At 68.4% G+C, this 14648-nt stretch carries 22 protein-coding genes and 19 tRNA genes; 20 read left to right on the forward strand and 21 right to left on the reverse strand.

The genetic code is table 11. From position 1 onward, the window contains the following. Positions 1–555 precede the first annotated feature (555 nt). The 16 genes from B8W67_RS21340 to B8W67_RS13730 all read left to right on the forward strand — a co-directional run bounded on the left by B8W67_RS21340 (position 556) and on the right by B8W67_RS13730 (position 7361). The gene (locus B8W67_RS21340) at positions 556–1020 is read left to right on the forward strand and encodes a hypothetical protein (protein ID WP_085304505.1); all 465 of its coding nucleotides are present in this window, start codon (positions 556–558) and stop codon (positions 1018–1020) included. An 88-nt stretch (positions 1021–1108) separates the two neighbouring features. Continuing rightward, the gene (locus tag B8W67_RS13665; protein ID WP_133056114.1) at positions 1109–2146 is read left to right on the forward strand and encodes a hypothetical protein; all 1038 of its coding nucleotides are present in this window, start codon (positions 1109–1111) and stop codon (positions 2144–2146) included. A 124-nt stretch (positions 2147–2270) separates the two neighbouring features. Continuing rightward, positions 2271–2576 carry a hypothetical protein gene (locus B8W67_RS13670; protein WP_085304508.1) on the forward strand — a complete coding sequence of 102 codons (306 nt, stop codon included), beginning with the start codon at positions 2271–2273 and terminating at the stop codon, positions 2574–2576. A gap of 124 nt (positions 2577–2700) precedes the next feature. After that, positions 2701–3390 carry a hypothetical protein gene (locus tag B8W67_RS20585; protein WP_133056115.1) on the forward strand — a complete coding sequence of 230 codons (690 nt, stop codon included), beginning with the start codon at positions 2701–2703 and terminating at the stop codon, positions 3388–3390. Between the two features lie 57 nt (positions 3391–3447). Next, positions 3448–4119: a hypothetical protein gene (locus B8W67_RS13680; RefSeq protein ID WP_085304511.1), complete on the forward strand. Its 672-nt coding sequence runs from the start codon at positions 3448–3450 to the stop codon at positions 4117–4119. Positions 4120–4372: 253 nt separating this feature from the next. Further along, positions 4373–4507, forward strand: coding sequence for a hypothetical protein (locus B8W67_RS21540; RefSeq protein ID WP_264033390.1), 135 nt, complete (start codon positions 4373–4375; stop codon positions 4505–4507). Beyond that, positions 4507–4659: a hypothetical protein gene (locus tag B8W67_RS20875; protein WP_163797065.1), complete on the forward strand. Its 153-nt coding sequence runs from the start codon at positions 4507–4509 to the stop codon at positions 4657–4659. Before B8W67_RS21540 ends, B8W67_RS20875 begins: the two co-directional genes overlap by 1 nt. A gap of 4 nt (positions 4660–4663) precedes the next feature. Then, entirely contained in the window at positions 4664–4924 is a 261-nt protein-coding gene (locus tag B8W67_RS13685) for a hypothetical protein (RefSeq protein ID WP_085304512.1), read from the forward strand. Then, on the forward strand, positions 4921–5142 hold the full coding sequence (locus tag B8W67_RS13690) for a hypothetical protein (RefSeq protein WP_085304513.1): 222 nt from the start codon (positions 4921–4923) through the stop codon (positions 5140–5142). Before B8W67_RS13685 ends, B8W67_RS13690 begins: the two co-directional genes overlap by 4 nt. Positions 5143–5166: 24 nt before the next feature. Continuing rightward, positions 5167–5607 carry a macro domain-containing protein gene (locus tag B8W67_RS13695; protein ID WP_085304514.1) on the forward strand — a complete coding sequence of 147 codons (441 nt, stop codon included), beginning with the start codon at positions 5167–5169 and terminating at the stop codon, positions 5605–5607. Between the two features lie 50 nt (positions 5608–5657). Next, on the forward strand, positions 5658–5906 hold the full coding sequence (locus B8W67_RS13700; RefSeq protein WP_133056116.1) for a hypothetical protein: 249 nt from the start codon (positions 5658–5660) through the stop codon (positions 5904–5906). After that, the gene (locus B8W67_RS13705) at positions 5903–6082 is read left to right on the forward strand and encodes a hypothetical protein (RefSeq protein ID WP_085304516.1); all 180 of its coding nucleotides are present in this window, start codon (positions 5903–5905) and stop codon (positions 6080–6082) included. The genes B8W67_RS13700 and B8W67_RS13705 overlap by 4 nt, the downstream gene beginning before the upstream one ends. After that, entirely contained in the window at positions 6079–6318 is a 240-nt protein-coding gene (locus B8W67_RS13710) for a hypothetical protein (protein WP_085304517.1), read from the forward strand. The genes B8W67_RS13705 and B8W67_RS13710 overlap by 4 nt, the downstream gene beginning before the upstream one ends. A 319-nt stretch (positions 6319–6637) precedes the next feature. Continuing rightward, complete coding sequence (locus B8W67_RS13720; protein WP_085304519.1) at positions 6638–6841, forward strand: hypothetical protein; 204 nt, start codon at positions 6638–6640, stop codon at positions 6839–6841. Between the two features lie 21 nt (positions 6842–6862). Then, positions 6863–7090, forward strand: a complete 228-nt coding sequence (locus tag B8W67_RS13725) for a hypothetical protein (RefSeq protein WP_085304520.1) — start codon at positions 6863–6865, stop codon at positions 7088–7090. A 37-nt stretch (positions 7091–7127) separates the two neighbouring features. Next, positions 7128–7361: a hypothetical protein gene (locus B8W67_RS13730; protein ID WP_085304521.1), complete on the forward strand. Its 234-nt coding sequence runs from the start codon at positions 7128–7130 to the stop codon at positions 7359–7361. Between the two features lie 27 nt (positions 7362–7388). On the opposite strand, the gene B8W67_RS13735 is transcribed toward B8W67_RS13730, so the two are convergent. Further along, positions 7389–9938, reverse strand: coding sequence for a DEAD/DEAH box helicase (locus B8W67_RS13735; RefSeq protein WP_163797063.1), 2550 nt, complete (start codon positions 9936–9938; stop codon positions 7389–7391). A gap of 241 nt (positions 9939–10179) precedes the next feature. Between B8W67_RS13735 and B8W67_RS13740 the strand changes: the two genes are divergently transcribed. The 4 genes from B8W67_RS13740 (at position 10180) to B8W67_RS13750 (ending at position 11615) form a co-directional block, all read left to right on the forward strand. After that, positions 10180–10542 carry a hypothetical protein gene (locus tag B8W67_RS13740; protein ID WP_163797061.1) on the forward strand — a complete coding sequence of 121 codons (363 nt, stop codon included), beginning with the start codon at positions 10180–10182 and terminating at the stop codon, positions 10540–10542. Between the two features lies 1 nt (position 10543). Beyond that, on the forward strand, positions 10544–10711 hold the full coding sequence (locus B8W67_RS20880) for a hypothetical protein (protein WP_163797059.1): 168 nt from the start codon (positions 10544–10546) through the stop codon (positions 10709–10711). A gap of 394 nt (positions 10712–11105) precedes the next feature. After that, the gene (locus B8W67_RS13745; protein WP_133056117.1) at positions 11106–11300 is read left to right on the forward strand and encodes a hypothetical protein; all 195 of its coding nucleotides are present in this window, start codon (positions 11106–11108) and stop codon (positions 11298–11300) included. Positions 11301–11336: 36 nt separating this feature from the next. Next, positions 11337–11615, forward strand: coding sequence for a hypothetical protein (locus tag B8W67_RS13750; protein WP_085304528.1), 279 nt, complete (start codon positions 11337–11339; stop codon positions 11613–11615). Positions 11616–11651: 36 nt separating this feature from the next. Here B8W67_RS13750 and B8W67_RS13755 read toward each other — a convergent pair. The 20 genes from B8W67_RS13755 to B8W67_RS13850 all read right to left on the reverse strand — a co-directional run bounded on the left by B8W67_RS13755 (position 11652) and on the right by B8W67_RS13850 (position 14646). Then, positions 11652–11726: transfer RNA gene (locus tag B8W67_RS13755), tRNA-Gln, on the reverse strand. 4 nt (positions 11727–11730) lie between these two features. Continuing rightward, positions 11731–11816, reverse strand: a tRNA-Leu gene (locus B8W67_RS13760). 13 nt (positions 11817–11829) lie between these two features. Then, a tRNA-Arg gene (locus B8W67_RS13765) sits at positions 11830–11903 on the reverse strand. Positions 11904–11909: 6 nt separating this feature from the next. Beyond that, a tRNA-Cys gene (locus B8W67_RS13770) sits at positions 11910–11983 on the reverse strand. 1 nt (position 11984) lies between these two features. Further along, positions 11985–12060 (reverse strand) — tRNA-Asn (locus tag B8W67_RS13775). A 1-nt stretch (position 12061) separates the two neighbouring features. Then, positions 12062–12138, reverse strand: a tRNA-Met gene (locus B8W67_RS13780). Between the two features lie 51 nt (positions 12139–12189). Then, a complete protein-coding gene (locus tag B8W67_RS13785; protein WP_085304530.1) occupies positions 12190–12669 on the reverse strand; it encodes an HNH endonuclease in 480 nt (159 codons plus the stop codon). Positions 12670–12735: 66 nt separating this feature from the next. Then, positions 12736–12809, reverse strand: a tRNA-Pro gene (locus tag B8W67_RS13790). A 92-nt stretch (positions 12810–12901) separates the two neighbouring features. After that, positions 12902–12986 (reverse strand) — tRNA-Ser (locus tag B8W67_RS20885). 32 nt (positions 12987–13018) lie between these two features. Beyond that, positions 13019–13102, reverse strand: a tRNA-Ser gene (locus B8W67_RS13795). 33 nt (positions 13103–13135) lie between these two features. Beyond that, a tRNA-Ser gene (locus B8W67_RS13800) sits at positions 13136–13225 on the reverse strand. Between the two features lie 10 nt (positions 13226–13235). Further along, positions 13236–13309: transfer RNA gene (locus tag B8W67_RS13805), tRNA-Arg, on the reverse strand. A gap of 613 nt (positions 13310–13922) precedes the next feature. Beyond that, a tRNA-Pro gene (locus B8W67_RS13815) sits at positions 13923–13996 on the reverse strand. 10 nt (positions 13997–14006) lie between these two features. Next, positions 14007–14082 (reverse strand) — tRNA-Thr (locus B8W67_RS13820). Position 14083: 1 nt separating this feature from the next. Further along, positions 14084–14159, reverse strand: a tRNA-Thr gene (locus B8W67_RS13825). Between the two features lies 1 nt (position 14160). Next, positions 14161–14235: transfer RNA gene (locus tag B8W67_RS13830), tRNA-Gly, on the reverse strand. Between the two features lies 1 nt (position 14236). Further along, a tRNA-Glu gene (locus B8W67_RS13835) sits at positions 14237–14313 on the reverse strand. Between the two features lie 10 nt (positions 14314–14323). Further along, positions 14324–14396 (reverse strand) — tRNA-Ala (locus B8W67_RS13840). 8 nt (positions 14397–14404) lie between these two features. Then, a tRNA-Thr gene (locus B8W67_RS13845) sits at positions 14405–14480 on the reverse strand. Between the two features lie 89 nt (positions 14481–14569). Continuing rightward, a tRNA-His gene (locus B8W67_RS13850) sits at positions 14570–14646 on the reverse strand. Positions 14647–14648 lie beyond the last annotated feature (2 nt).

Raw genomic sequence — 14648 nt, forward strand, 5'->3', positions numbered from 1 at the left:
ACCGTCACCGGCCACCGTCACCGGCCACCGTCACCGGCCACCGTCACCGGCCACCGTCACCGGCCACCGTCACCGGCCACCGTCACCGGCGTGGTCCGGTGGGTGCCGCGTTTCGGCCCTGAACGCAGCTGTGGCACCGCAGCGGCCTCTCGGACGCCCCCGGACCCCATGTGGCCGCCGCTGGCCCCGCAGCGGGGCGCTGAGGGCGTTTCGGCCGCCAGTGCCGGACGCGAGGCAGCGAGACTGCTGTGGTGGCGCTGCTGCCAGCTCCGAGCGTGCCGCCCGCGATGGTGTGAACGAGCCCGACAGTGCCGGACGCGCCGCGCTCGCAGCAGCGGTGCACGGCTGCGTAGCGTTCGCGAGCAGTGGGACCGGAGCGGTCCCCGCGCCCGGACGTTCGCAGCGCTCGCTCCCCGGCGGGGCCGGTCGATCGTCCAGAGGGGCCGAAGGTTCTCGCGCAGGTCACGCTCCGGCTCATCGTCATACCCACCCTTTTCGTGGCGGTCGCGGGCCGGGGACGCGGTCGCATCGAACGGAAAGGGAGGCTCTCCTCTCATGGTTTCTTCGACCAATCGCACCGACCGGCTGGCCAAGGCGCTCAAGGACGCCCGGCCGGACTTCACTTTGCACAACGCGCGCGGCTTCGCCCGCGCGGTGATCGACGCCCCGCACCAGGTGTTCGCGGCCAAGCCGCTGTCTTACCTGCCCGCCCCGGCCGACGGTGTGTCCACCTCTGGTGCCGGTCCCGCCCCAGCAGCTGTGCCTGTCACGTCCTCCGGATCGGCGGCGAGTTCCTCGTCAGGAGCATCGACTGCCGCGGATGCGCAGCCGGGGTATCTGGTGCGCGATGCGGACGGCAAGTGGCTGGGAATGGTGCTCGCCGGTGAGCTGGTGGTGCGCTACGGCACCGGCAGTGTGGCGGCCCTGTCCGATGTGGCGGCTGAGGAGGGCAGCGGCGGAGTCACTTTCGTGAATCCACTGGGGAGCGGTCCCGCCCCGCCCACCGCGAGCTGTTCTTGAAGGCGATGCAGCTGCTGGACCCGTGCTTCGTGCCCACCGACGGGCGCATTGCGCGCGCGCGCTGTGGGAGTCGCTGGACACGGAGCGGATGCGCAGTTGGGGTATTCGGGATGCCGAGGGGCTGTGGAGGAAGATCAACCTCGCCCTGAAAGGCACCCGCGGTGAAGTGGCTCTGCGTAGGTGGCTGTCGGGTGAAACGCAGCTTGTGCTGCCGCCGAGGTCGGCTGACGGCGGCGTCTACCCGCTGCGCGACCCGCTGACGGTCGCGGCCGACGGTGTGGTGCGGTGGCGTGACGAGCCCCTGGTGCTGGGACGTGACACCGACGGTCAGCCGGTCACGTGGAGCCCGAAGGACGACGGTCACCTGTGGATGGTCTCCGGCGACGGTGACGACGGTGCCGACCCCCGCAGTGCGATGCCTTCGGCGATGGCCCGCCAGGCGCACGCTCAGGGGTGGGCGGTTCTTTACGCCAAGTACAGCGGCTCCGCGGGAGACCCATTGGAGAACGCGCACCTGGTGGCCGCCAACGCGGAAGCGTCCGGCCCGGTGCGTGAAGGCCAGATGGGTGCGGTTATCGACATCGCCAGGAGCATCTTCGGCCACCGGTACGCGCAGGTGTGGGCGGCCGGTGACGTTGAGGAGCGCTGCGAGATGGTGAGCAGGACCGTACCGATCTTGGTGGTGCTCGATGGTCCTGACGGTGCCGGAGGCAATGTGTACGGCGAGTTGGTCTCGAAAGCCAGTGACCACGCTGATCATTTCGAGCTTTCTGGGCACCGCGTTGCGATTCACATGGTGATCGTCGCACCTGAGCCGCCCAGGTCGAGCCGCTACGGGCATCGGGCCGGAAAGTGGGTCTGTGACATCACCCGCGGCGACGGTTCGGCATCCTTGCGTCCCAGCGGGATCGGAGCCAAGGGCAGCAGCGAGTCGACTGCGGCGGAATCGGTGTTCACTCCCGACCTCTCGGCGCTCGACAGCGAGCCGGGGCCGCGGCTGCACCCGCGGCTGTGGATGGACGGCGACGACATCGTCACCTTGGACCGTCGCGTGGACGGAACCTGGGTGCCCGACCCCGCGCACCTCGACGACGATCCGTGGATCGCGCACCGCGGGCTGCGCTGATGCGCCGGGGCCGCCCCGCCGCGCCGCACCGGATTACCGCGGCCGGGCGGCCCTACCGTGGCGTATCGGCGGAGGTTCGCTGCATGTGGCGGCCGCAGTGACCGGAATCTAGTGGGGGTAAGCGATGCTGACCGACGACATCTTGGCCGAGGTACTCACCCAGCTGCGCGGCATCGGTGCCACGGTGACCAGCGAACGCGACGACTACGGCAACCCGGACATCTCCGTCCAGGGCTCGGGCCAGTACCCGGTGGTGGCGCGCCACAGCGTGATCGGCGGCGAGGAGATCGTGGCCATCGACGCCAGCGGCAAGTACCACCGCGTGCCCGCACCGGGTGGCGACCCGTTCGGTCCGATCGACGATGTGCCCGAGGAGATCGAGCGGCTGTGGAAGCTGGTGGTCGCCCAGTTCCCCGACGCGGCGGTGTAACTCGGGGCCGGTCGCCCACGCCGCGGTCGCGTCCGCCCGCTGTGGGGTGGCTGGATCGAACTCGCGTCGGCGTGTCGCGCTCAGTGGGCGGGCGCTCCTGGCGGCACGCCGTAGCGTGCCCAGCATGAATGGACTGCGGATCGAAAACCGGACCTCACGTGTGCGTGCGGCACTGCCCTGCGCTGCCGCCTTGCTGGCCGTGGCCGTTGGGTGCGGCTCTCCCGGCGGCACCGATCCCGCGGCAGAGCAACCCTCAACGGCGTCTTCGCCGCCGCCGCCGATGGAGGCCATGATCGCCGGGCCACCCCCGGAGCCTGTGGAGTTGACGCCGTGGGAGGCCGCAGCGACGTCGACCTGCCCGAAGTTTTCGACGCCATCACCCGCCGCGGCCAGTAACAATCCCGTACGCGTGTTCGTCGACGATCCCGCACAGGCGTGGGTCACCTGCCGGGGCGCGGAGCCGGGCGGGGAGGTGACGATGAACATCGTCTTCGCTCGGCCGGTGCGCCTGCAGTCGGCCACGGTTGTGCCCGGATGGAACTACGTCGAGCCGGACGGGGTCGACGAGTGGGCACAGCGCCCCTTGGTCACGAAGGTTCGGTGGAATGTTGATGGGCGCAGGTTCGTGCAGAACATCGGCCCCGAACGTGCCGGTAGCGTGTCCACCTTCCCCAGCGGCGGTGTGGATGTCGATCGGACCATGAGCATGACGATTCTGGATGCAGACGCCGGTTGGGCCGACGCGCGTGACGATGGTGAGGTGGCTATCGGCCGCATCGTGCTCAAGGGTGTCGAGTTGCAGCCGCGCCGATGATCGGCTGATGCGCGCCGCGCTCGTTTTCGCACGCGGCACGCACCTAGCGTGGCGGCCATGAAGAAGCGACTTCTCGCCGCGGCAGCGGCCGCCGCCATCGCCCTGGGTGCCGCCCCTTCCGCCGCTGCGGACCCGTTCGGGCCACCCGAGCCCGCGCCGCCGGTGTTCGACGTCTCCGCTCTGCCGATCCCGTCGGCCAACTGGCAGCCGATCGTCCACTACGACCGGGTGATGGACTTCTACCCCGGCATGGGTGCTTGCTCGTGGGGCGGGGTGCCGGTCGACACCGACCTGGACCCGCGGGTGCAGTCCACCTCTCCGGTGTACGTGGCAGACCTGCGCCCGGCCGGGTTCGGCGGCGACACCCAGGGGTGGTTCGGCACCGTGTCGGCGGCACGGTTCGCCAGCGTCGACGACGCCAGCTACGCGCTGTCGGCCTACCGGCGTTACCTCGACGCCTGCCCGACCGCCCCGGAGAACCCCGCCGGTTACCACAACGACGCGGTGGGCACCTCGGCGCTGGACCCGACGCTGGCGCACGCGCTGATCGAGACCGACATCAACTGGGTGGAGGTGTTCGCCGCGGCCACCGACAAGGGTCTGGTCGAGCTGGCGCTGATCCACCCGAAGGACGGGCCGGTGGAGTTCCAGTACAACCCGGCAGCGATCACCAACGCGCTCAAGACCGCGGATGTGGACGCGCTCACCGACGCGGGTGTGCAGCTGTGAGCACGCCGTGCACGTTCACCGTCACGATCAACCTCAAGGGCGACGCCTTCTTCGAGTACCCCGGAACCGAGATCGCCCGCCTGCTGCGGGAGGTGGCCGACGCGGTCGACGGTGACGGCATCTGCGACTTGCCGAATCACCCGCGCAAGCTGTTCGACGTCAACGGCAACGCGGCGGGAACCTTCTTGACATCCTCCCCGTCCCTTGAGGGCGGGGAGGATGTCAAACCCACATCGGCGCGAACGTCTATGTGGTGGCCGTCCACGGCAACGGACGCTACGACATCCGGCTCGACAACGGCCTGGAGGCCGGGGCCGACCCCGAACAGCAGCGCGCCGACGGTGTCAGCGCCGGTGAGTTGGCGCTGGTGAAACGAAAGGATGCGTGATGAAGACATCGAACATGTGGCTGATCTACGAGGACTCCACCGGCGAGAAGCACTACCAGCCGTGGCAGGACGTGGATACCGCTGGGGGACTGGTCGACCCGGATACCGATGAGGACATGGAGCTGGTCGGCTGGACCGAGGACCGGCCGTAGACCCATGATCAGCAGCGAGCTTCCCGACGGCGTGACCGCGGCGACCCCGTGCTACGCGCTGGTGTTCCGCGACGCATCCGCCGCGGATGAGGCCAGCACGTGGTTCTTCGAGATCAGCCCGGTCGACGGCCATTTCGACACCATCGCCTCCGGCAGCGCCGACACGAAGCCCGAAGCCGAGAAGCTGTGCCGGGCTCGCGTTGCCGAGCTGGGTCTTTCCAGTGTGTCGTTCCGAACCCGATCACGAAAGGGGAAGGGATCGTGAGGTTCCGCGAGACGATCAGCCACGGCGACTTCCGCAACGAGCGCGTGGCCAGTGCCGATGACCTCGACGGGTTCCGCCGCGAGTTGACGCACTCGCCGTACCCGATGGCGATGGACCTCTCCGAGGGCAACGCCTATGTGCAGGCGGCCTGGGACGGGCTGTCGACCTCCGGCCGCGGCTATCTCGGCTGGGCCACCTTCGAGCGCATCGACGACTGACCCCGACAGATGAGGACGTGACAAATGAGCTTCACGATCGAACACGGCGACCTGTTCGCCCACCCCGCCGAGGCGTTGGCGCACGGCGTGAACTGCCGCGGATACGTGGGCGGGCTGGCCTCGGCGATGGCCGACCGCTACGCCAGTGCGATGTTGAAGTACAGCCAGGCCGCCTACCGCGGTGACCTGCGGCCGGGCCAGGCACTGCTGACCAGCGACCGAAGCGGTCGGGTGATCATCCACTGCGCCAGCCAGCGTGAGCCGGGACCGGACGCCACCGAGCAGTGGCTTCGCGAGTCGCTGACCGCCGGGCTGGAACAGGCGGACGAACACGGCATCGCGTCGGTGGCGGTGCCGCTCATCGGCGGCGGCATCGGCGGCCTCGACCCCGCCGTTGCCGAGCAGGCCATCCGCGAGGTAGCCGAGGCGTCCCCGGTCGCGGTGACGTTGGTGCTGCCGCAGTGATCAGTGAGAACCGGTATTGGCCGATACAGGACTGGCGAAAGGATGCGCTGATGGGTGACACGGTGTGGGTCTTGAAGATCGACCACCGGCACGGAACCGATGCCACCGTGCACAAGACTAAGCAGGGTGCTGAGGAGGCGCTGCTGGCGTACGTGCACGAATGGTGGGATGAGGCGGCCACCCGTATCGGGGCCGATATTCCCGCTGAGCCACCGGCTGATTCGAGCGCGGCGATCGACATGTACTTCGCGACTCAGGGCGACGAGTTTTTCGAGATCGACGAAACGAGCGTGAGTTGAGCGCGGGATCGGCCCGGCGCAGCTTCGCCGCCGGTGACAAGGTGACGCGCGCCGGATACGACGGCGTGGTGATCGGCGAGTACCTGCCCGGCATGTACGAGGTGCGCCTGGCCAGCGGCGATGTGGTGGTCCCGGCCGAGGAACTGACGCCGCGCGACGAGGAGGGGCAGCCGTGACCGACTGGGCACCGGCGTCGACTCCGATCGGCCCCGGCCACTCATGGTGGACGACGCAGCGCGGCAGCCACTTCGCCGAGATCACAAACGTCGGGCCGGTCTGGTGCTGGGCGGTGTTCGGGCCGCAGTACCAGAGCGCGCTGTCTTCCGGCGAGTGCTCGGACCTGGAAACAGCCAAGCAGCAGGCCGAGGCGGCACTCGACGCCGCCGTCGACGAGGAGAGGTCGGGGACATGAAGGGCGCGACCTGGCGGGTGCGGAACCTGAGCGACGAGTCGGTGTACGTGGTGGCCGATTCCATGCCCGATGCTCTCGCGCGAGCCGCCGCGCTCGGACTGGGCGGCGGGGAGCGTACCTGGGTGGTGGGTGTCACGTCCCCTGTCGCTGAGCATCGGCGCGACCGTGTCCTGCCTCCGGGGGCTTGAATCCTCCCCACGGCTAAAGCCGGGGCTTCTCGCGCGCAATTCGGTGAGTCTGGATCGGCGTGGTCGCGCCCCGGCCGCCGGTACGGGCGTCTGGCCTCTTGAATCGGGGAAACCGATCGAGAGGATGCGCGATGTCGTTCGCCACGCTGCCGGGTTTCCGTGACGCCATCCAGGCCGCCGCGGACTTCGACGCCTTCACCGCCGACGCTCACGGTGAGTACAGCCGCGGGCAGGCTGAGCTGATTCAGGCGCTGTTCGTGCGCAACGATTCCGACCCCGGATCGGGCGCGGCCCGCGCCTTCATCCGCGACGAGATCGTCCGGGCGCGGCGCTGACCACCGCAGAGAGGCATCCCGATGGCGACGATCAGCAAGACCACTTTCACCTTCACCGTGTTGCACCGCAGCGACGACCCGCCCGCCGACCTCGGCGTCGCGATCCACGAGGCCGACCACGGCAACGCCGTGGGCCTGGAGACCTCCCGCGAGACGGTCGCGGTTCCCGACGCTGCGGTGGCCGACGAGCTGCGCGCACTGGGCAACGACGGCGAGTTCTTCGGCGATTCCATCAACGGTGGCCGTTAACTGGTCGGGATTCGGAACGAAAGGTTGGCGGTAGGTAATGAAGACCGAGAAGGTTGCGTTCGAGGAGTTGCGGGCGGGTGACCGGATCGTCTACCGCGAGGGAGTTGTGGTTACCTTGCTGCAGGATCGCGAGGACGACCCGGAGGATTTCTTCGGACGCGACGGGATGAGCCGATTCTGGGCGCAGGCCGACGGCGGCGAGTTCGGCTGGGCGAAGTTCGGCCCCGGAGGGATCGCCTACCGGGTGGTGGACGATACCGGGAAACGCTGAGTTGCGGACGCGGTGGCGTCTTCATTGTCAGCGCGCATCCCACACCCATCCCGGCAGTGCCTCTAGTCGCGCGACGCGGTCAGCGGAGAGCTTCCCATCCCGGTACGCCGTGCGCTGCACGTTTACCCAATTCCCGAGGCGGTAGCCGTCGGCTGTGACGTGGCGTGTGGGAACTCGGCTGTGGCCATGCTCGGCGGCGTAAGTCTGGACCTCGGCGTAACCCCGCTCCCATTGTTCGTCGAGGGTGTTCCACGCCCATCCCGGCAGTGCCTCTAGTCGCGCGGTCCGGTTGGCAGGGAGTTTCCCGTTGCGATACGCCCTGCGCTGCGTCGCCACCCATTGCCCGAGGCGGTAGCCGTCAGCGGTGATGTGACACTGCGGGACGCGGCTGTGACCGTGCTTGGCGACGTAGGCGCTGAGTTCAGCGAAGCCTTGCTCCCACTTGCTGTCGAGGTCGCTCCACGCCCACCCATGCAGGGCTTCCAGTCGCGTGATCCGATCAGTGGAGATATCCCCGCTGCGGTATATCTCGCGTTGATTGACCACCCATTGCCCGAGGCAGTAGCCGTCGGCGGTGACGTACCTGGCGGGTACACGGCCATGGCCGTGCTTGGCGACGTAGGCGCTGAGTTCAGCGAAGCCTTGCTCCCACTTGCTGTCGAGGTCGCTCCACGTCCACCCAGGCAGGGCTTCCAGTCGCACGATGCGATCGGCGAAGAGCGTTCCGCTCCGATACGCCCTGCGCTGCGCCTCCACCCATCTCCCGAGTCGGTAGCCGTCGGCGGTGACGTAGCTGACGGGAACTCGGCTGTGACCGTGTTCGGCGACGTAGGCGCTGAGTTCAGCGAAACCTAGCTCCCACTTGTCGTCGAGGGTGTTCCACGCCCATCCTGGCAGTGCTTCCAGTCGCGCGACCCGGTCAGTAGAGAGTTTCTCGTTGCGGTACGCCTCGCGCTGATTGCGCACCCACTTCCCGAGACGGTAGCCGTCGTCGGCCACGTAACTCTGGGGAACTCGGCTGTGGCCGTGCTCGTCGACGTAGGCGCTGAGTTCAGCGAAACCACGTTCCCACGCCTGATCGGCGTGGTCGAGCAGCAGACGGAGCCCGAATCCGTTGTGCAACAGCTCCTGCGGGATGTCGAGGCTGATCATGCCGCGGGCGCTGTCCAGGTCGTCGTCGCTCGGGCCGTTGCCGTCACGGCCGCAGTCGCGGGACAGGGTGCGGGCGGCCTCTTCGATGCGCGGGTCGTGGTCACCCAGGGCGGCTATCACCTGGCGCACCTTGGTGAATCCGGCCTCGGCGACCGCGGCTTCGGGGTCTTGGCCGTCACCGATGCGCACGGCCAGCACGATGAGCGCCGGGGCGTCGCTGCGGGGGTTGCGGCGGATCGCGCGCCCCACGCACTGCACGACGTCGATCTGGGAGGTGCGGGGCTGGCCGAACAGCACGGCGTCGAGCACCGGCACGTCGATGCCCTCGGTGAGGCACCGCGCGTTGGACACCAGGTGCAGCCCCGTGCGTTCGGCGGCCAGCCGCGACAGCGCCTGCCCGCGATGCGCGAGCTTCATGGACCCGTCGATGTGCTCGGCGGTGCCGCCGCCTAGCGTGCGCGCGGCGTGGACCACCTGGAACGCCTGCACGAACTCGCGGCTGGCGCGAATCGAGTTGAAGTAGGCGATCACCGCGTGCAGGCCGCGCTGCTGGGCGGCTTTCGACAAGGCGATGATGGAGGCCACGTGGTCGGCGTCGAGCCGGTGGCCGCCGACGGTCACGGTGGCGATCCCGCTGGTGGCGGCCTCGATCTCCGCGTCGCTCACCCCGATCACCGCGACCTGGTAGGGGCTGAGGATTTTGTCCCGGATCGCCTCGGCGACCGACAGGGTGTACACCGCCGGTCCGTAGAGCGCCTCGTCGTCCATGGACGCCAGCATCTGCGCTCCGCCTTTACTCCCGGCGGCCGGTGCGCTGTGCACACGCGGGGTGGCGGTGAGGAACAGTCGGTGGTCAGCGGGGATGTGCTCGTCGTGCAGCACGCGGCCGAAAGCCTTACCGGCGGCCCCGGCCGTGCGGTGGGCCTCGTCGCAGACCACCACGTCCCAACCGGGGGCACCGCTGCGGTGGGCGTCGACGAGCGCGCCCAGGCTCTGGTAGGTGCCGAACACCAGCTTGCGGCCCGCCCCGGACAGGAACCGCGCGATCTCCATGGGCGCGGTGGTGGCGTGCAGGGACAGTTCGCTGGGATCGGCGTCGGACTCGACGCCGACGCCGCGACGCTGCGCCGCCGAGAGCCGCGAGCACACGGCGATCGCGTCGAAGCTCAGCGGTGCGTCATCGCGCCAGGCGCGGTAGGTCTGCTCCAGCAGCGTCAGTGTGGGCACCAGCACCAGCACGCGCCCCGACGTCGACTGCGCGCCGAGGAGTTTGGCGACGGCGTGCATCCCGGTCAGGGTCTTGCCGGTGCCGCAGGCCATGATCACCTGCTGGCGCGCCAGCGTGGGGTCCACGGCCGCGACAGCGGCGCGCTGATGCGCCCGCAGCGGACGCGGTGGCAGGTTCAGTGCTTCCGCAGCGCTCACCGGCGTGACCCCCATCCCGTAAACGTCTCCATAACAGAGACTATAACAGTGCGTCTCCACCGGTGGCCGACGCCGCCGCCGTTCGAGTTTGTGCCGACCCCGGCGTGGAAGGAAACGTAACGGGGGAGCGCCGCGGACCCGGCTCGCGGCGCGTGGCGGCGGAGCGCGCCGCGGTCTCCAGAACGGACCCAATGGTGGTGGAGTTGCCGTTGCCGGGGATTGCGGACGAGAAAGGCACCCGATGACTCTCACGCGCGACGAGCTGCACACCCACATCGACGATCTGCACCTCGATGACCTCGACATCGAGATCACCTGCGCAGGCGGCGACCGGTTCACCATCACCGACGTGCGCGGCGGGCCATACGTGTCCGACATCGGCTCCAGCTACGAGGTGCACCCCGACGCCGATGAACACGGCCGGGTGGCGTTCACCGCCGGGCCGTGGGTGGCGTTCCAGTACCACGCCAGCTACACCGCACCGAGACGTGACAACTACGAGGGCGCACTCGACGACCTGGCCGCCGGTTACCTCAGCAAGGTCGTCCTCGGATACGGGGCGCTGGAAGACACCTGGGTTTTCGGAATCAGGACGGAGGACTGAAATGGCCGACGTACACCGGCTCACCGTGGAGGTGACCACCAACCGCGGCCGCCTGGCGGCCCAGGAGGTCGTCGAGACCCTTCTCGCTGGGAAGACCACGCCCGAGCAGGCGGCGCGGATCACCGAGGAGCTGCTCGGTCCGTCGGCCCGCATCGCGGTGTCGGGCTGATGGCCGCCCACGAGGACTGCTACTACGCCGACCCCCGACACCTGCGGCGGCGCGTGGTGGTCGTGCCTGACCTGCGGCGAATCCTATTGCGAGGAGCACTGGCACCGCACCGATCTGGGCGAGAACGTCGAGTGCGCCGTCTGCGAGAGCGAACGCCTCGAACACGGCGGCGACGACTGACGCGCACGCGCCTCGCTCGATCCACGCGGCTCAGCCGGGAAACACTGCCGGAAACAGGCGACGTGATCCACCTACCCGCCCGCCTCCAGACAGGACACTGCTGATGACGACCCACCACTTCCCGTCCACCGGCGAGTGCTACGACTGCACCCAGGTCGGCGACGACATCCACTCCGGTGAAGTACTGGTGATCGAGTAGGAGAAGGTGGTCGGGGTGCTGCACTCGGCGTGGCCCGCCGCGGTCACCCGGACCCGCGGCGAGCTGCATAGCTTCGGGCATCCCAGCGGTCGCATCGCAGGCGCGGACGGACCTTCCCCGGAGGAGAAGGCTGCCATCCACGAAGCGCTCGACTTGGCGCGTAGCTACGGCTGGGAGATCGACCCCAACGCCGAGGCTCAGGCTTCGTGACGCAGGAAATGGTTCAAGCAGACAGAGGGAGCACCGATGATCGACAGCTACAGCCGCGGCAGCGTGATGCTGCGTGTGCACCGACCTACCGGTTCCACCGAGGTGAAGTTCACCATCAGCCGCGCAGAGCCTCTCACCGCCGATGAGGTCCGCCGCGTCAACGACGAGCTGGCCGACTATCCGTCAGCCCGCGGCGCGCACCTGGCCCGCGCCGCGCACGAGGGGCGCTGGGAGGTTCGTGACGCATCGGGTGTGGTCCTGGACCATGACGGCGGCGACGACACCGCCACGCTGCGCTGGACGGGGCAGGTCTGAGACATCGCCCTCTACACAGTGAGCGGCATGAATCGGTTGCCCGCCCAGGGATCGAACCTGGAACCTCCCGGTCCAAAGCCGGGCGCAGCTGCCGAATTGTGCTAGCGGGCACCGGTGCGTCCGGCGGGGATCGAACCCGCACTCCCGGCGAGGGGAACCGGATTTTGAGTCCGGCGCGTCTGCCTGTTCCGCCACGGACGCCGGTAGGCGGCTGTGCCCCTGGCAGGAGTCGAACCCGCAACCGGCGGGGTAGAAACCCGCTGCTCTGATCCGTTGAGCTACAGGGGCCGCGCGTGGAGTGCCCGGCGGGAGTCGAACCCGCATCGGCGGCTTTGCAGGCCGCTACCTCGCCGTTCGGTCACGGGCACCTGGCTACCCTGGCAGGAATCGAACCTGCAACCTGCGGATTAACAATCCGCTGCTCTGCCGATTGAGCTACAGGGCACTGGTTGCGGTGGCGGGATTTGAACCCGCGACGTCCGGGTTATGAGCCCGGCGCTCTACCTAGCTGAGCTACACCGCTTCGGGGTGCCGGACCTGCGCTGCGCAGAACAGCGCAGGCCCGGCGGGTGGTTCAACACATCAGGGCGAACCGGTCCTTCTCACGGGGAACGTAGGGCTCCCACAGCAGCCGCATCCCGCGCTCCTGCGGGGCCGCGTCCCCCTTGCGCCCGTTGCACGCCTCGCACGCGGCGACCAGGTTCAGCCACCCGTCACCGCCGCCCTTGGACCGCGGCAGTACGTGGTCGATGGTGTTGGCGCGCCCGCCGCAGTAGGCGCAGGTGTGCTTGTCGCGCACCAGCACGCCTTCGCGGGTGGCCCGCTCCACCTGAACCGGCCGGTAGGGGCGATGTGCGTAGCGCTTGAGCACCACCGAGGCCGGAAGCTCGATCACCACCGAGGGGCTGTGGACGTGCACGGCTGGGGTGTGCGTCTCGATGACGTGCACGGCGTCGCGCAGCATCAGCCGCACGGCGTCCATCCATCCCACCGTGGCGAACGCCCGGTAGTCGGCGTTGAACACCTCCACCGATATCGGGATCGTGGCGGTCATCGCAACACACCTCCGTTTCTCCCCACAGCCTGGGGTCCGTGCCGCCCGGACATCGGGTCGGCGTTGTCGGGGTGACAGGATTTGAACCTGCAACTTCCTGGTCCCAAACCAGGCGCGCTACCAAGTTGCGCTACACCCCGTTGCGCGGAAGGACAGGGAATCGAACCCTCGGGACACGTTGCCCGGCGCGGTGTTCAACGCCGCTTCGCCGCCACGGCGCGTCCTTCCTCAGCGGAGAGCAGAGGAGTCGAACCCCGGCGCTTTCGCGCCGCTCCCGCATTCGAGGCGGGCTGCCGGACCACCCGGCGCTACTCTCCTGAACGGCCCCGGCGATGTCGGCCGGGTCTTGCGGAGGCGGAGGGAATCGAACCCCCGGACGCTTTGACACGTCACCGGCTTCCAACCGGCTGCATTACCGCTCTGCCACGCCTCCCGTGGCGGCCCTCACCGGAACCTCGGCTGGACCTGGCGGAAGCGGAGGGAGTTGAACCCCCGCCGGACTGGCGTCCGGGCCTCGCATTAGCAATGCGGCGCGTTACCTCTCCGCCACGCTTCCTGGTGCTGTGTGCCCGCCGGGGGAATCGAACCCCCAACCGTCGACGTAGGACATCGCTGCTCTGATCCGTTGAGCTAGGCGGGCGTTGGCTGTGTTCAGCTGCTGTGGAGGTGCCGACGAATGAGTTCTCGCGCGTCCGGGTACTCGTCGTCCGCGCCCGGGTATTCGCGGTCGAACTGCGCCAGGCTGGTGATCTATTGATTCACCAAGAGCGCGAGCGGGTCCGGGATATCCTGATCGCGGCCAGATTCTCGCACCGTGTCAGGGTGCGATGGAAAACGCGGCGCGGCGCTGCCGTGCGCGCTGTTCCCATGCGGCACTGACTGGCTCACCCTCCATCGACATGGAAGCGACTACCTGGTCAACCACCGCCGCCCTGCGGCGACGAGTCTTTTCCTCGGCGGACAATGCGCGCCAAGCAGCAATGCGGGCGCGAGCTTCTGAAGTCATGTCGTTCGCACCTCCTTATTGCGTTCGCTCGGCTTCGGTTGTCCCAAACTGGAGACATGTTACCGCCCAACGAGGCTTAGATACAACGGTGATTCCGCCATGACGGAGATGAAACGCCCTCCTGCGACCAGCGGAAACGGGCCTGACTTTTTCTCCTGCCACTCCACTGCCACTCAGCCGGTCTCTGCCACTCAACGAGAAAACCCGCCCTGTCCTGTTTCCACAGTTCAAAGTGGGTTTTTCTCTGTCGGGCTGGCAGGATTTGAACCTGCGGCCTCCTCGTCCCGAACGAGGCGCGCTGCCAAGCTGCGCTACAGCCCGCGGTGCCGGGTGGAGCCTCCCGGCGGTCTCGAACCGCCCGCCTCCGCCTTACGAGGGCGGCGCTCTACCCGATGAGCTAGGGAGGCGTGGAGCCGCACGCGGGGATCGAACCCGCCACTTCCGCCATACCAAGGCGGCGCTCTTCCGACTGAGCTAGCGCGGCGTGGAGCCGACGGCGGGAGTTGAACCCGCGTCTCCGCCATGGCAAGGCGGTGTCGTGTCCGCTGGACTACGTCGGCGTGGTGCTCGGTGCGGGATTTGAACCCGCGCCGCCCGCATTGAAAGTGCGGCATCCTGGGCCTCTAGACGAACCGAGCGAGAACTGCGTGGACCGTGCGGGGATCGAACCCGCGACCTCCGCTCTGCCGAAGCGGCGCGCTACCGACTGCGCCAACAGCCCAAGTTTGGTGGAGCCGGACACGGGAGTCGAACCCGCAACCTTCCGCTTACAAGGCGGTTGCGCTTCCAGTTGCGCCAATCCGGCGTGCGCGGTGACCAGGGGCAGACTGACGCCTCGCGCCCAACTCCTCAGCGCGCTACCCCTGGTCCTTACCGGAACCTCGACCGCACAGTTGGGGTGATCGACGGGACTTGAACCCGCTTCCTCCTGGGTCACAGCCAGGTGTCTCGGCCACTTCGACTTCGATCACAG

It is taken from the genome of Mycolicibacillus koreensis (genome assembly GCF_002104795.1).
GTDB classification, from domain to species: domain Bacteria; phylum Actinomycetota; class Actinomycetes; order Mycobacteriales; family Mycobacteriaceae; genus Mycobacterium; species Mycobacterium koreense.

What these genes read in the sequence shown, in the direction of transcription:
- B8W67_RS21340 (WP_085304505.1), top strand. Translation starts at nt 556, where the DNA reads ATGGTTTCTTCGACCAATCGCACCGACCGGCTGGCCAAGGCGCTCAAG.
- B8W67_RS13665 (WP_133056114.1), top strand. Translation starts at nt 1,109, where the DNA reads ATGCGCAGTTGGGGTATTCGGGATGCCGAGGGGCTGTGGAGGAAGATC.
- B8W67_RS13670 (WP_085304508.1), top strand. Translation starts at nt 2,271, where the DNA reads ATGCTGACCGACGACATCTTGGCCGAGGTACTCACCCAGCTGCGCGGC.
- B8W67_RS20585 (WP_133056115.1), top strand. Translation starts at nt 2,701, where the DNA reads ATGAATGGACTGCGGATCGAAAACCGGACCTCACGTGTGCGTGCGGCA.
- B8W67_RS13680 (WP_085304511.1), top strand. Translation starts at nt 3,448, where the DNA reads ATGAAGAAGCGACTTCTCGCCGCGGCAGCGGCCGCCGCCATCGCCCTG.
- B8W67_RS20875 (WP_163797065.1), top strand. Translation starts at nt 4,507, where the DNA reads ATGAAGACATCGAACATGTGGCTGATCTACGAGGACTCCACCGGCGAG.
- B8W67_RS13685 (WP_085304512.1), top strand. Translation starts at nt 4,664, where the DNA reads ATGATCAGCAGCGAGCTTCCCGACGGCGTGACCGCGGCGACCCCGTGC.
- B8W67_RS13695 (WP_085304514.1), top strand. Translation starts at nt 5,167, where the DNA reads ATGAGCTTCACGATCGAACACGGCGACCTGTTCGCCCACCCCGCCGAG.
- B8W67_RS13700 (WP_133056116.1), top strand. Translation starts at nt 5,658, where the DNA reads ATGGGTGACACGGTGTGGGTCTTGAAGATCGACCACCGGCACGGAACC.
- B8W67_RS13720 (WP_085304519.1), top strand. Translation starts at nt 6,638, where the DNA reads ATGTCGTTCGCCACGCTGCCGGGTTTCCGTGACGCCATCCAGGCCGCC.
- B8W67_RS13725 (WP_085304520.1), top strand. Translation starts at nt 6,863, where the DNA reads ATGGCGACGATCAGCAAGACCACTTTCACCTTCACCGTGTTGCACCGC.
- B8W67_RS13730 (WP_085304521.1), top strand. Translation starts at nt 7,128, where the DNA reads ATGAAGACCGAGAAGGTTGCGTTCGAGGAGTTGCGGGCGGGTGACCGG.
- B8W67_RS13740 (WP_163797061.1), top strand. Translation starts at nt 10,180, where the DNA reads ATGACTCTCACGCGCGACGAGCTGCACACCCACATCGACGATCTGCAC.
- B8W67_RS20880 (WP_163797059.1), top strand. Translation starts at nt 10,544, where the DNA reads ATGGCCGACGTACACCGGCTCACCGTGGAGGTGACCACCAACCGCGGC.
- B8W67_RS13750 (WP_085304528.1), top strand. Translation starts at nt 11,337, where the DNA reads ATGATCGACAGCTACAGCCGCGGCAGCGTGATGCTGCGTGTGCACCGA.
- B8W67_RS13785 (WP_085304530.1), bottom strand. Translation starts at nt 12,669, where the DNA reads ATGACCGCCACGATCCCGATATCGGTGGAGGTGTTCAACGCCGACTAC.